The sequence below is a fragment of the Vibrio artabrorum genome (assembly GCF_024347295.1).
GTDB lineage: Bacteria > Pseudomonadota > Gammaproteobacteria > Enterobacterales > Vibrionaceae > Vibrio > Vibrio artabrorum.
This window is the reverse complement of record NZ_AP025459.1, coordinates 163475-176734: the sequence shown is the minus strand read 5'-3', so window position 1 is coordinate 176734 and position 13260 is coordinate 163475. Positions and strand designations below refer to the sequence as shown.

The window sequence follows — 13260 nt, the reverse complement described above, 5'->3', positions numbered from 1 at the left end:
AGACTCCGTTCTAGCTCTGAGCTAACAACGGAGTCTTTTTGATCTACCGTATTGGGGGGGTGAGGTTTTAATCTTCGCTCATTAACACAGACATACCATTGTGGCGGCGGTTGATACCTTAATCCGTTTTTAACCCATTCATCTTTTCTTGAATTTTGTTGAAGCAATGTCGATCTCGAATCTTTCTACGGTTAAAAGATACGCTTAACTCACCTTACCGATTTGAAGTTAGAAAAAGAAAATGAGTAAAAGAAGAGTGTAATGCGTCATTGAGTGTTGACCTGACTACAGCTTCATAGTTTATCTTATAGATAGAAATGAGGGAGAAGTGGATGTATCGCATATCTGAATTAGCTGAACTTGTTGGCCTGAGCCGTTCCACGCTTTTGTATTATGGAAAGTTGGGTTTGATTGAAGCTCAACGGACCAGTAATGGTTATCGAAGTTATTGTGAACGTGACTTGCAACGTGTGAAATTGTTGCAGCAGTTACAAGCAGGAGGTCTGACGTTGAAAGAGTGTCAGGCGTGTTTGGATGCCAAGGTTGACCGCTCCTTGTTACAAAATCGACTCGAACAGTTAGACCAAGAGATTGCTCAGAAACAGCGGTCACGTGCGTTGCTATCGGCCTTGTTAGGCGAGAGTGGTTTGCAAGATTGGCATGAGTCGATGGATAAGGTGGCGCCTGATGCGCATCTCGATTGGTTAATTAAGCAAGGCTTTGATGAGAAGCAAGCACTGCGGCTAAAGTGGCTTTCAAAAGACATGAACGATCATGAGCAGTACATGGCCGATTTTGAGGTGATCTTTGAGGGTTTAGAGCGCTTAGGGCCCGGAACGGCGGAGGATACTTTAGCGGCGTTGGCACACGTTACGGTTTCTCCCAAACGTGTACTTGAGATCGGTTGTGGTAAAGGTATTGCCACCTCTGTGTTAGCGAAAGCCTTAGGAGAACATCAAGCGGATGTGCAAATAACGGCGGTAGATAATGATCAACCGAGCTTAGATATTCTGACTCAGCAAGCACAGGCTCTTGGCTTAGAAAACAACGTCCAAACCGTGTGCGCGAGCATGATGGATCTGCCGTTTGAAGCTCAGTCGTTTGATCTCATTTGGTCGGAAGGCAGTGCTTATATTATGGGGGTTGAAAAGGCGTTAAAGCAGTGGAGAAATTTACTCAGTGATGACGGCATATTGGTCGTCAATGACTTAGTCTGGAATACCGAACAACCTAACGAATCGAGCAAAGCGTTCTGGCAAAAAGAGTACCCAGACATGACAACGGTATCCGAGCGAATTAAACAGGCACAAGCTGCGGGTTATGAAGTTTTGGAGCACTTTGCAATGAGTGACGCTGGTTGGCTTGCGTATTACCAGCCCTTTCAAAAGCGAGTAGAAGCGCTTAAAGCAACGATGCCGAACTCAAAAGCGCTCGTAGATTGCGACAGTGAAGTTAAACAATTTTTCGATAGCAGCACATCAAAGAACGGTTTGGATCAACAGCCTTCGAAAGGTTCTGAACAACGTGATTTTGATTATCAATTCTTTGTGCTCAAGAAATTAAAGTAAGTGAGTAACACCATGAAATTTAGACATTATAATTCAAACGAAATCGAAACGATCACTCAAGTTTTCACTCAAACCTTTACGAATTCAGAAGGTGAGAACGAAGGTAAAACAGTGGGTAAGCTTGCCAACGATCTTTTAACGACCACAGCTCCGACAGAGCTACTTTGCTTTGTTGCTGAAGACGATTCTAGTGAGTCGGATGCAGATAGTACGATTGTTGGCGCGATTATCTTTACGCCGCTTTCATTTGGCGATGAAACAAAGGCGTATTTACTTTCGCCAGTAGCGGTGAGCACTCAAGTACAAAAGCGTGGTATTGGCCAGCAACTGATTAACTTCGGTTTGCAGGCTCTAAAAGAGCAGGGTATCGAGCTTGCAGTGACGTACGGTGATCCTGACTACTATTCAAAAGTGGGCTTTGGGCAAATTACCGTTGAGCAGATCCCAGCACCCTTTAAATTAAGCTTTCCTCACGGTTGGTTAGCTCAATCGTTGACTGGCGGTGAAATTACAGTGACGAGTGAAAAATCGAACTGCGTTAAAGGCTTGGCTCATGCAGAATATTGGTAGCCGCTGGTAATAAAAATTGAGAAAAAGAGAAAGTCCATCAGGTATTGCCTGTTGGGCTTTGTTGTTTGGATTGAATGGGGAATTAGAAAGGCAATCTAACGTACGTGCTTAGCGATTATCTTCGCTAGTGTCAAAACCCCTTCTTTCCACTCTTTGCTCTCTTCAATATTGGCGACAGTGAAGCGCAAGCAGTGTTTATATTGATCGTTGGTTCCAAATACTGTGCCGGGTAAAATTCCCAGCTTATGTTTTAAACAGTCTTGATAGACCGCGTAGCTGTCGACCGATTCAGGCAGTGTTATCCAGTTTAAAAAAGAGCCTTCCGGTTTTGATAGGTGGTATTGCCCGACAAGGTGTGGGTGGCTATCTAGTGCGTGTATTAACAGGCTTTGGAATTGCTTTTGATTGGTTTGGTAGAGCCGCTTCATTTTAGACAAATGGCTGCGATATTTACCGGTAGTGAGGAATTGACCCACCGCGGATTGCATCAGGTTTGAGCTGCCCATGTTGTCGCATAAAAGGTACTTTTCGACCAAAGGTTGGTAGCGCCCCGACAGTAACCAACCGATTCGCAAGCGTGAGTCTAAGGTTTTAGACAAAGAGTTGACGTAGATGACTCTATCTTGGTCATCGAGCTCTTTGAGGCTAGCGATGGGTGTATCGAATGCCAAGCTACCGAACACATCGTCTTCGATAATTGGTAAAGATCCGGTGAGCTCCAGTAATGCTTTTCGATTCGCCAATGGCATCCGTGAACCCGTTGGATTAGTAAAGTTTGGCGTTAGCAGTAAGGTTTTCACTTCCCATTTGTCCAACGCACTCTGTAGTGATGGGATATCAATACCGTGGCTAACGCTGCTTGGGATTTCAAGGGCTTGCAAGCCAAGCGACTCCAGTAAAAGTAGGTTTCCGAAGTAACAGGGCGACTCGACCGCCACGATGTCGCCGGGTTTGGTGAGCGCACGTAAAGCCAGACTGATCGCTTGTTGAGCCCCATGAGTAATCGCTATCTCTTTCGATCCCGCGGGTACACCGAGATCATGGGTGATCTTTAACAATTGCTTTACTAATTGCTCGTCTCCAGGAGGCAGTTGGTAATAACCAGGAAGCTGAGTCTGCAAGCGGCTATGGCGACCGATCTCGGCATACAAGCTTCGAATCGCAGGGTTGTTGATGTTCGGGTGTGCTGAGCCTGCCAACAGTTTCAGGTGACCTTTTGGACGAGAGAGTACCGATTTGGTGACAGACAACAGATCGACTTTTTGAGGTTGGCTTAGTGCATCCCAGTTTGTGTTGTTGGGCGCCTTGACGCGATAGCCAGATTTGGGTACTGAATAAACCCAACCTGTCGCTTCCAGTTCTTGATAGGCACGAATCACGGTATTTTTACTCACGCCAAGCTGTTCGCTTAACTGGCGGATTGAGGGGAGACGATCATCTGGATGAAAAAGTCCTTTATCGATCTGAGCCTTAATATGTTGTTCGGCAGCAAGATATTTATTGCCGCTGAGTTCTGCTTCCATGTTTTTCTTCCTCGTTGCCTACTCTCAATCTGTAACCATTTAAAGTGTTATATCTGTATCTTTATTAGTTATCTGTACCCAACTAAGGTAACAGCATTGATGAAGCGTTGACCAGAGGTTTGTAATGTTGATTAAAGTGATTCCGTTTGTGTTTGTAATATTGTGGTCGTCAGGCTTTGTTGGTGCACGTCTTGGTGTGGAATACGCGGAGCCCGCAACATTACTCTCACTGAGGATGGTGGCGAACGTGGTGCTGTTCTTGGTTTTGATTGCAATCCTTAAACGTCGTATCCCTCGTGGTCGAGCATTCTTCCACGCTTGTGTGGTTGGCATCTTGATTCATGGTTTCTACCTTGGTGGCACCTATCTGGCGATTGATATGGGTATGCCCGCCGGGTTAAGTTCTCTACTTGTGGGCTTGCAACCGATTCTTACCGCCTTGATTATGATCAGTTGTACTTCGCAGCGTTTTAATTTGGCACAATGGCTGGGACTAGCGCTTGGTTTTGCGGGTATCAGTTTGGTGTTGATGGGCAATATTGAATGGCAGTCGGATGATCAAAAAGGCTTGGCAACGATATTGTGTTTGGTTGCTTTGGTTGGTATTACCTGCGGCACTCTGTATCAGAAGCGCTTCTGTCAGGGTACTGATATGGTCGGCGGCGCTATGGTGCAATATTTGGCTTCGGCGTCGCTGTTTCTGCCGTTCGCAATGCGTTACGAAACGATGCAGGTAAACTGGACTGTAGAATTCTCGCTGACGCTAATCTGGTTGGTGGTTGTTTTGTCTTGCGTTGCCATATTATTGTTGCTTTACATGGTAGAGCATGGCGCATCTTCAAGTGTGGCCTCAGTGTTTTACTTAGTTCCACCGACGACTGCAATTCAAGCCTGGCTTATTTTCGGTGAGTCGTTCGACATCTATGGTGCAATAGGCTTCGCCTTGTCTGCCGCTGCGGTTTATTTGGTGGTGAGGAAGCCCGAATGGATTAAGCCCCGTAGACGAACAGCGTTAGAGCGGTAATGTGTATACCAAAACTCATTCTACTTAAAGCTGATAACTAGAAACAAAAAAGAGCCTGAATACTTAGGCTCTTTCTGCATCAAACTTTGGTAAGCGGCTTTTGATTAGCGCTTCATCAAGCAAGCGTATGCCGTTGTAAACGGTGCTTCTTGGTATTGCTTAAGGCCAGTTTCTTTGAACTTCATCATAAGAGGGTTGCGCTTAATACTTTCTTTGATGTCAGCCGGTGACACAACCGTTACGTCTAGTCCATCGATCAACTGAATTGCCGCTTCTAGTTTGAAACCGAAACCACCACCTGCAAATTTGCCTTTCGTTTGGCGCTGACGAATTACAACTTTATCTACTTGGTAATCTTCCATTAACTTTGCAAAAGAGAATTGAAAGTCTTTCATATTCTGTGTGTCGTTTGCGTCGCTAATTGAAACTTTAGAAACTCGGCAATCAGGAATGTTAAATACACCATCTGATAGAGAAAGAAGACAGATGACTGCATCGTTACCTTTGATTTCAACACCACAAATTTTCATGTTCTTACCTATTTATTTTAGAGCCCTACATTATGGTGTTATTTATCACACTTCTCCAGTCTTTGCGTCTATTGGTGATAAATAAGTTTCGAACAAAGGATAAGATTGCCCTTTCTTTACCGAAAGCACTATGTCAATGGTAAAAATGGTGCTCAGCGTTGAGAACCATTATATGCATTGGTCGAGCCGTGTTGGTTTATCCGCAGAGCACATCAAGTAAGGTGACAGTATTTTATAACTTCAATACACTGTCGAGGTAACCGGTTTAGCATAGGATAAAGGTATGGCCAATTGGGAAGGAGTCAGTGAGTTTGTTGCAGTCGCAGAGCGTGAAAGCTTTACTGGTGCCGCGCAGAAACTCACGACATCAGTAGCTCAAATCAGTCGTAGAGTGGCGAATCTGGAAGAACGCTTAGCGGTGAAATTGCTAAATCGAACAACTCGTAAGGTCTCGCTAACAGAGGCCGGGCAACTCTATTATCAGCAATGTAAGTTGTTGGTTGAAGGTTTAGAAATGGCAGAGCTTGCGGTCACGCAGATGCAATCTACACCTAAAGGCCTACTGAAAGTCACAGCCCCTGTAACCTATGGTGAGCGGCAACTCGCGCCACTTCTTCACCAGTTTTTAAAGCGCTACCCGCAGGTGGAACTTGAGCTGATGTTGACCAATCAAAGGCTCGATCTTATTGACTCAGGTGTTGATGTCGCAATTCGCCTTGGCCGGCTAGAAGATTCAAGTTTAGTCGCAAAGAAGCTTTCCCAACGACAGCTCTATGTATGTGCAAGCCCCGAATATATTGAGCGCTATGGGGAGCCTCATACACTCTCTGAACTGAGCAATCACCCATGTTTGGTTGGTGGTTTCGAGCATTGGCGTTTCAAAGAAAATGGTCGCCCTCGTTCGGTTCGTGTCACTGGACGTATCAAATGCAATAGTGGCTTGGCCTTGTTGGATGCGGCGAAGCAGAGCATTGGTTTGGTGCAATTACCGGAATACTATGTGAGTGAAGATTTAGAATCCGGGGAGTTGGTTGAGGTGCTGTCCGATTATCGAGATGATAAAGAGGGGATCTGGGCGCTTTATCCGCAAAACCGTAACTTGTCTTCAAAGGTTCGCCTGTTAGTCGATTTCCTGTCTGAGCAGTTGGGAGCGATCTAGGCTTTCGTGCCATTTTCAGCTTCTTGAGAGGTTCAGTGTCATTTTTTCGATATGGATGCAATATTGAACGTGTTGTTGACAAACTGGATATGCTTAGGTGTTCGCTTTGAACGACTTAGGTTTTCAGGGGGAGGGGCGTTATAGGAAGTCGTTTTCGATGCTTTGGTATTTGCTGTTGCTTTGGTAGAATGCCACGCTTTATAGCACCCAGCTATGTCTATTCGTTAAGTGAGAAAGACCCATGAACAAAAGCCATGTCACTATTGGTTTAACTAACCCAAAGAGCCCGACAAACGTAGGGGCGGTTATGCGTGCGGCTGGTTGCTACCAAGTCGACGAAGTTAAATACACAGGGCAACGCTACGAAAAGGCGGCTAAATTTCACACCGATACTAAAAGTGCAGCACGCACTATCCCACTGATAGGCGTAGAGTCGTTTTTAGATAACCTTGATTCAGAAACCAAGATCGTATGTGTGGAGTTGGCTGAAGGTGCAACGCCACTGCCACGTTTTAAACATCCGGAAAACGCGATCTATATCTTTGGGCCAGAAGACGGTTCTATTTCTCAAGATGTCGCTAATCGAGCTGACCATGTTGTTTATGTGCCAACGGTTGGCTGTATGAACTTAGCTGCGAGTGTGAACGTTCTGCTTTACGATCGCCTTGCCAAATCTGATGACATGGATGAGAGCAATGAGCTGATTAAAAAAAGCCGTGATAACCGTAATCATCTATTAGTTACAGAAAAGTAATTTACCGCTTCTGGTGTTATCTATCCCACACGTAATCGGATATTATCTTGAGTCCATCAGCAGACCATTGAAGGGTTAGATAACACCATGGAAGACGAGCAATTACTTGCTGCACTGCAACAGCATCCTGTCCTCGATTTATATCAGTTATTCCAGGAAGTGGGGCAAACCCAGTCTCTATACACTTTATTAGAGAGGTTATCTTCCCTTAAAGAGCACCACCACCTCGATACACGTCTCAGCCCTTTTAAGCCTCACATCGAAGCGTTATTGGCTCAATTTGATCGCACCACGCCGGACAGCGAAATTCTCAAGTCGGTCGCAATTCAATCTGAGATTCAGCAACGAGGTCATAGTATGAGCCGTTACATCATGGCATCAGACAATCATCGCCATTTCTCCCCGAGTGTTGACTTAGTGATGTTTGGTGACTCGATCACCGAGTGGGCACCCTGGGCTGATATTTTCCGAGAGATCTCCATGGTGAATCGTGGCCTTGCTGGTGACACGACGGCCGGCATGCTAAGCCGTATCGATACCACTTTGAACGTGAAGCCAAAGCTCGTATGTTTTATGGCAGGGATCAATGATCTTGCACAAGGCTACAGTGTCGATCATATCTATCAGAATTATATTGAGATACTGACCACATGGCGAGTTCAAGGCATTTCAATTCTTGTTCAATCTACATTGTACGTAGGGTGTAGGCTGCAGGGGTTGAATGTTCAGGTTTCACTGCTCAATCAAAGGTTACAAGCCTATTGTGAACAGCATGAGATTGAGTTTTTAGATGTAAACAAGGTGCTAGCCCCTAACCAATTATTATCGAATAGATACAGTTGTGATGATTTGCACTTGAATGCTCAGGCATACCAAGCTTGGTCGGCACTACTCCAGCCTAAAATTGAAGTGTTGTTATTAAAAACAACCCAATCGGCAATTGACCTAAGTTCTATGACTTAAATTGTGTGTATTTGAATGTACAATTAAAGTTCGAACATTTGTGACATTCACTTTAACGACCTCATCATTTTCTATTTCCATTTGTCAAAGCGAACATCAACCGAGTTAAATTATGAAGATTACAGCAGAACCTATTACTATCGCGATGCAAACGCCTTTTCGTATATCTCGAGGTAGCCGAACAGAGTGTCATGTCGTTCGTGTTTATATTGAACATAATGGTAAACGAGCTCAAGGGGAGTGTACGCCTTACCCAAGATATGGTGAGTCGTCGGAGTCAGTGCTAGCGCAGATTCAACAAGCTGCCAGTTCACTTGAAGCCGCCTTTGAGCGAGGTATGACTGATCCTGAAGAGCTCAGAGATCAGCTTCAGTCTTTATTAGCTGGTGGAGCGGCACGTAATGCCGTCGACTGTGCGCTTTGGGATTTGGAAGCCAAGCAAAATAACCAACAGTTCCCAAATAGTATGTTTGAGCTACCGGCTCAAATCATTACCGCGATGACGGTCTCCATTGGTACTGTAGAAGCTATGGCAAAACAGGCTAGAGATTATGTCGCGAACGGTGCCAAACTACTGAAAGTGAAGCTTGATCAGGATCTTATTGTCGAGCGCGTTCGAGCTGTCAGAGAAGCGGCACCAAAGGTTAAAATTGTATTAGATGCGAATGAAGCGTGGACAGGGATCAATCTCGAAGAGTTGTTTATTCAACTGACAGAGTTTGATATCGCAATGATTGAACAACCTTTACCGCAAGATCACGATGCATCATTGGCGCACATTAAACACCCTATCCCATTGTGTGCTGATGAAAGCTGTCATACTACTTCACAATTATCATCATTGTTGGGTAAGTATGAAATGGTGAACATCAAGTTAGATAAAACGGGAGGACTGACAGAGGCCCTCGTACTTGCAGAAGAAGCGCAAAGGCTCGGGTTCACCCTAATGTCGGGTTGCATGCTTGGTACATCATTGGCTATGCGTGCAGCGCTACCTATCGCGGTTCAGTCTGAGGTTGTCGACCTTGATGGTCCGGTGTTGCTTGGGCAAGATGTTTCTCCTGCACTGACTTATCGAGATGGGATGATTATTCTTTAAGCCCTTCAAATCAGGCCTGAGATAGAATATGAGCCATCTGAAATAGGCATCATCCTTGTTACAAGCTAGTCGTCAACGAACTTATCATCGATGCCTATTGAGTTGAGCTATATTGTGTTGTCAGTGATTTAGGACAAGCAGGAAAGGAAAAAGCCAGCAACATTGTGCTGGCTTTGTAATTCTTGTGCTTTGCTATTTGTTAGCGCGCATCTACTGTGGCGTTATACCAACTTCATCTCTTGGATGATATCCGAAGCAATTTCTGGCTTCGTACTGGTTGGTTTCTCGTGTAGGTCGGATTTTAATTGTCCCTTGCGGTTACTTAGGCCAGCTTCCAATTTCTTAAGTGCTGCAGCGATAGCGGGGTACATTACATCATCCGTAGATTTTGCGTTTACTCTTACACCTTCGTAGTTGGTGAATACTTCAATCTGATGTTGACCGTGTTCTTTGGTTATGATGATGTCGCAGCTGATCAGTGATGGGAAATGGTTAGATATCTTCTCGAATTTACCTTCGATGTCTTTGCGTGACTCGTCGTTAATTGATACATGATGTGTTTGAATATTTATTTTCATAAATCATACCTTTCCAATGACTGTGTCATTTAAAAGTAGCAAACATCAGATAGATTAACCAATAGTGGAAGTTCACATGTGTGATTGACTTCAGTGTTATCAAATAATCTATTGGTTGTCCCTTGAAAGTCTGAACAACCGATCACATATTATGTTTCGTGTTTTCAATCTCTGTTTAAAAATCCTCCATTCTTACAGTTGTGTTCTAATCTCCCTGTATATACGGTTTTTATTGCCCTAACTTTTTGGCTCTAATAAAGCGTCAGTGTATAGTCCTATTCTCGTTAAAAATCCATAAAGCCTCTTTAGCTAGCATAGAGAAGCGTAATTCATTTATTGAGATTTATATTAGTACGGGATACTCTAATTACTACATTAAACTTGGACTCTTTATTATGAAAATGTCTTTTAAATTAGCTGCAATCGTAGCCTCTCTCTCTTTATCTTTCACTTTTAATGCCTTTGCTGCACCTGTTGAATTTCAGAAAATTCCAGAGATCATGAAGAAATTTGAAACCGCAGATCTTTATGTTAAGAAGTCGGTTACCCTCGGTCGTTTGCCAGCAGCGTCTGAAATTGGTGCTGATTTCCCAACTTATGTCGCAGACGGAAAGGGTGGGTATAGCCTCGAGACGAGCAATGTCATGACCGATGGCGTTGTCATCGCGAGCATGCCGAATCCGATTGTGGATGACGTTTTTAATCAATGGTTGGTACCTAAAGAGACGTGGATCAGCAGCTATGGCTCACTGCCAACATCAACCACAGAATTTAAGCCGTTTAAGCGTATCAAAACAATTAAAGCGATTAAGATCGATGCTGACATGCTGAAGTTGCTAGGAAGTGAAGACGGAAGTACTGCAATGATTAAAGTGAGCTGGGACGAGAAGGGCATGAGAGTGTATAAAGATGGCTTTTTAGCGGATTATGAGTACGGCATTGCCCCTCAAGAAATGCAAGAAAACTATGAGTTAGCACCTAAGTAGCGATCTATTGCTTAACGTACTTACCTATTGCTTAAAGTACTTATCTATTGCTGAAAGTACCTACCGATAGCTTTAAAAAAAGCGCGCTGTTTTTGCAGCGCGCTTTTTTTATTGGTAAAGAGCGAGTGATCAATCATGAATAATAAGCTGTGAAAAGGGTAACGTGGGTAGCCTTCTGGTCGATTAATTCTGTCTTATTGACGGTTAGGATTTACTAAATTCGTAACAAGAAGGGACCACGATGACGCCTTGTTTCGATATGTGGAAGCGTTTGGCGTCAGCAAGGCTATCGAGGCCTATTTGGGTCCCAGCAGGTACCTTAACGTTCTTATCTATGATGCAATTTTGAATATGGCAGTTTTGCCCAATCTCAACATCTTCGAACAAAATGCTATCAATCACAATCGCGGCATTATTGACTTTTACCTTAGGAAAAAAAATAGAGTTTTGTGCCGAACCGCCTTCAATCACAACGCCATTGGCAATCATTGAGTTGATGAATATCCCTTGGTTTCCTTCTACCGAAGCGATGGTGCGCGCGGGAGGCAGTTGTGGATCGTAGGTACGAATCGCCCAGTCAGGCTGGTATAAGTCAATTGGTGGTGTTGGGTGCAATAAGTCCATGTTGGATTGGTAATAGGAGTCGATGGTACCCACATCTCTCCAATAGGCGTCTTGTGTTACTCGACCTTCTTCGTCGCCAAACTTGTAAGCGTAAACTCGGTTGTTGCTGACCAATTTAGGAATAATATCTTTGCCAAAGTCATGACTTGAATTTGGGTCTTCCGCATCATCTAATAGTGCTTGGGTCAGTATCGCTTTATCAAAGATATAAATCCCCATTGAAGCCATGCTTCGGGTCGGTCTGCCGGGTACACAAGCGGGATAACGCGGTTTCTCGGTAAAGTTATTGATATGAAGAGATTCGTCTATCTCCATCACCCCAAACTCTTTGGCTTCGTCAATCGAAACCTCCATGCACGCCACGGTTAAGTCGGATTCATTCTGCTTATGTTGTTTGAGCATTGGTGCGTAATCCATACGATAGATATGGTCGCCAGATAACACCACCACATGCTTGGCTTCACTGCGAGAAAGTAGATATAAGTTTTGGTAAATTGCATCCGCAGTCCCGCTATACCAACTATCACCGGTTCGCATTTGTGGTGGAACATTGGTGATGTATTCGCCGAGCTCGGGGTTAAGCACCGACCAACCATCTCTCAAATGTTTTTGCAAAGAGTGAGATTTGTACTGAGTTAGCACCAAAATTTGGCGTAGCCCAGAGTGTAAGCAGTTTGCGAGCGTGAAATCGATGATTCGATATTTGCCACCAAAGGGTACCGCCGGTTTTGCGCGGTTATCGGTGAGGGGAGAAAGCCGAGAGCCAACACCGCCGGCCAGAACGATCGTTAGAGTGTCTTGCATAGTCAGAACCTCAATGTATTTATGATTATGAAGATAGACTTGCAAGCCCTAAGCCAAATGTAACTCATTGAATATTATACGAGGCGCGATTGATTATTGTAGGGCTGCACCAAATAGATGCGTGGGAGATGTTGGCTTGCTCTATTTTGATCCAAATCGCCCAAAACCAAAGCGCCACGACTGAATAAGTAGTGGCGCTTTCTATTTATGCATCAAAAATATACGGGTGATAATTCGTTGCTATGGCTGTTGCTTAGTTGGTGCTAGAGCAATCTCACGGATACATACGTTCTGTGGTTGTTGGTAAGCGAATGATACCGCGCGAGCAATATCGTCAGCTGCCAATACGCCGCCCATGTCTTCTTTCCAAGAATCGTAACCGTCTTTGATCTCTTGAGAGGTCGTGTGAGACAGAAGCTCAGTTTCTACAGCCCCCGGTGCGATAGTGGTAACACGAACGTTTGAAGCCGCCACTTCTTCACGAACGTTTTCAGAAATCGCGTGAACCGCGAATTTAGTACCACAGTAAGCTGCGTGGCTTGGGAATGTTTTCTTACCTGCGATAGAGCTGATGTTGATGATAGTACCTGTGTTGCGTTCCATCATCGGAGCAAGTACAGACTGCATGCCGTTTAGAAGACCAATCACATTCACATCGAACATTGTCTTCCACTCTTGTGCGTCTTGAGTATCGATTTGACCAAGAAGCATTGCGCCCGCGTTGTTGATAAGCGCATCGACAGGGCCAAACTTCTCTTCACCTTGTGCGATGGCTGCATCAAAAGACGCTTTGTCTGTTACGTCTACTTTTACTGATAGAGAGTTCGGTAGGTTCAGCGCTTCAAGGCGGTCAATACGACGAGCTAAAAGTAGCAGAGGGTGGCCTTCATCACTTAGACGACGAGCGATTGCTTCACCAATACCAGAGCTTGCACCTGTAATTACGATTAGTTTTTTCATTTTATTTCCTTTGTACTTTTATTGCGTCGGTTGGCTACGACGTATTGTTTAAGTGCATGCGAATCAAGTGCTTGTTGCCTTGCTTCGTTGCGATGGAGGTATAGTAAGGAAAAGAGCA

13 protein-coding genes are annotated in these 13260 nt (G+C 44.5%); 8 read left to right on the top strand and 5 right to left on the bottom strand.

Annotated features, from left to right (window positions below; translation table 11 throughout):
- The first annotated feature begins 332 nt into the window (after window positions 1–332).
- Both OCU36_RS14965 and OCU36_RS14960 read left to right on the top strand, forming a co-directional pair.
- The gene (locus OCU36_RS14965; RefSeq protein WP_261840349.1) at window positions 333–1568 is read left to right on the top strand and encodes a MerR family transcriptional regulator; all 1236 of its coding nucleotides are present in this window, start codon (window positions 333–335) and stop codon (window positions 1566–1568) included.
- Window positions 1569–2138: a GNAT family N-acetyltransferase gene (locus tag OCU36_RS14960; RefSeq protein WP_261840348.1), complete on the top strand. Its 570-nt coding sequence runs from the start codon at window positions 1569–1571 to the stop codon at window positions 2136–2138. It abuts the gene before it with no gap.
- A 95-nt stretch (window positions 2139–2233) separates the two neighbouring features.
- Here OCU36_RS14960 and OCU36_RS14955 read toward each other — a convergent pair whose 3' ends face one another.
- Window positions 2234–3661, bottom strand: coding sequence for an aminotransferase-like domain-containing protein (locus tag OCU36_RS14955; protein WP_261840347.1), 1428 nt, complete (start codon window positions 3659–3661; stop codon window positions 2234–2236).
- Window positions 3662–3785: 124 nt separating this feature from the next.
- On the opposite strand from OCU36_RS14955, the gene OCU36_RS14950 reads away from it, so the two are divergent.
- Window positions 3786–4685 (top strand): DMT family transporter, encoded by a 900-nt coding sequence (locus OCU36_RS14950; protein WP_261840346.1) that lies wholly within the window; start codon window positions 3786–3788, stop codon window positions 4683–4685.
- A 104-nt stretch (window positions 4686–4789) separates the two neighbouring features.
- Here OCU36_RS14950 and OCU36_RS14945 read toward each other — a convergent pair whose 3' ends face one another.
- Window positions 4790–5215: a DUF3010 family protein gene (locus OCU36_RS14945; RefSeq protein ID WP_145574631.1), complete on the bottom strand. Its 426-nt coding sequence runs from the start codon at window positions 5213–5215 to the stop codon at window positions 4790–4792.
- Window positions 5216–5498: 283 nt separating this feature from the next.
- On the opposite strand from OCU36_RS14945, the gene OCU36_RS14940 reads away from it, so the two are divergent.
- From OCU36_RS14940 to dgcA, 4 genes are all read left to right on the top strand, one after another.
- Complete coding sequence (locus tag OCU36_RS14940; protein WP_261840345.1) at window positions 5499–6374, top strand: LysR substrate-binding domain-containing protein; 876 nt, start codon at window positions 5499–5501, stop codon at window positions 6372–6374.
- Window positions 6375–6615: 241 nt separating this feature from the next.
- The gene (locus tag OCU36_RS14935) at window positions 6616–7128 is read left to right on the top strand and encodes an RNA methyltransferase (protein ID WP_261840344.1); all 513 of its coding nucleotides are present in this window, start codon (window positions 6616–6618) and stop codon (window positions 7126–7128) included.
- Window positions 7129–7215: 87 nt separating this feature from the next.
- Window positions 7216–8091 carry an SGNH/GDSL hydrolase family protein gene (locus tag OCU36_RS14930; RefSeq protein WP_261840343.1) on the top strand — a complete coding sequence of 292 codons (876 nt, stop codon included), beginning with the start codon at window positions 7216–7218 and terminating at the stop codon, window positions 8089–8091.
- A gap of 112 nt (window positions 8092–8203) precedes the next feature.
- Window positions 8204–9190, top strand: a complete 987-nt coding sequence (gene dgcA, locus OCU36_RS14925; RefSeq protein ID WP_261840342.1) for an N-acetyl-D-Glu racemase DgcA — start codon at window positions 8204–8206, stop codon at window positions 9188–9190.
- A gap of 221 nt (window positions 9191–9411) precedes the next feature.
- On the opposite strand, the gene hpf is transcribed toward dgcA, so the two are convergent.
- A complete protein-coding gene (gene hpf, locus OCU36_RS14920) occupies window positions 9412–9768 on the bottom strand; it encodes a ribosome hibernation-promoting factor, HPF/YfiA family (RefSeq protein WP_261840341.1) in 357 nt (118 codons plus the stop codon).
- Window positions 9769–10163: 395 nt separating this feature from the next.
- Between hpf and OCU36_RS14915 the strand changes: the two genes are divergently transcribed.
- On the top strand, window positions 10164–10754 hold the full coding sequence (locus OCU36_RS14915) for a hypothetical protein (RefSeq protein WP_261840340.1): 591 nt from the start codon (window positions 10164–10166) through the stop codon (window positions 10752–10754).
- Between the two features lie 204 nt (window positions 10755–10958).
- On the opposite strand, the gene glgC is transcribed toward OCU36_RS14915, so the two are convergent.
- Both glgC and OCU36_RS14905 read right to left on the bottom strand, forming a co-directional pair.
- The gene (glgC, locus tag OCU36_RS14910; RefSeq protein WP_261840339.1) at window positions 10959–12182 is read right to left on the bottom strand and encodes a glucose-1-phosphate adenylyltransferase; all 1224 of its coding nucleotides are present in this window, start codon (window positions 12180–12182) and stop codon (window positions 10959–10961) included.
- Between the two features lie 240 nt (window positions 12183–12422).
- Window positions 12423–13142 (bottom strand): SDR family oxidoreductase, encoded by a 720-nt coding sequence (locus OCU36_RS14905; protein ID WP_008216572.1) that lies wholly within the window; start codon window positions 13140–13142, stop codon window positions 12423–12425.
- Window positions 13143–13260: the final 118 nt, after the last annotated feature.

Coding starts and splice junctions, on each gene's coding strand:
- OCU36_RS14965 (WP_261840349.1), top strand. CDS start 333: ATGTATCGCATATCTGAATTAGCTGAACTTGTTGGCCTGAGCCGTTCC.
- OCU36_RS14955 (WP_261840347.1), bottom strand. CDS start 3,661: ATGGAAGCAGAACTCAGCGGCAATAAATATCTTGCTGCCGAACAACAT.
- OCU36_RS14950 (WP_261840346.1), top strand. CDS start 3,786: ATGTTGATTAAAGTGATTCCGTTTGTGTTTGTAATATTGTGGTCGTCA.
- OCU36_RS14945 (WP_145574631.1), bottom strand. CDS start 5,215: ATGAAAATTTGTGGTGTTGAAATCAAAGGTAACGATGCAGTCATCTGT.
- OCU36_RS14940 (WP_261840345.1), top strand. CDS start 5,499: ATGGCCAATTGGGAAGGAGTCAGTGAGTTTGTTGCAGTCGCAGAGCGT.
- OCU36_RS14935 (WP_261840344.1), top strand. CDS start 6,616: ATGAACAAAAGCCATGTCACTATTGGTTTAACTAACCCAAAGAGCCCG.
- OCU36_RS14930 (WP_261840343.1), top strand. CDS start 7,216: ATGGAAGACGAGCAATTACTTGCTGCACTGCAACAGCATCCTGTCCTC.
- dgcA (WP_261840342.1), top strand. CDS start 8,204: ATGAAGATTACAGCAGAACCTATTACTATCGCGATGCAAACGCCTTTT.
- hpf (WP_261840341.1), bottom strand. CDS start 9,768: ATGAAAATAAATATTCAAACACATCATGTATCAATTAACGACGAGTCA.
- OCU36_RS14915 (WP_261840340.1), top strand. CDS start 10,164: ATGAAAATGTCTTTTAAATTAGCTGCAATCGTAGCCTCTCTCTCTTTA.
- glgC (WP_261840339.1), bottom strand. CDS start 12,182: ATGCAAGACACTCTAACGATCGTTCTGGCCGGCGGTGTTGGCTCTCGG.
- OCU36_RS14905 (WP_008216572.1), bottom strand. CDS start 13,142: ATGAAAAAACTAATCGTAATTACAGGTGCAAGCTCTGGTATTGGTGAA.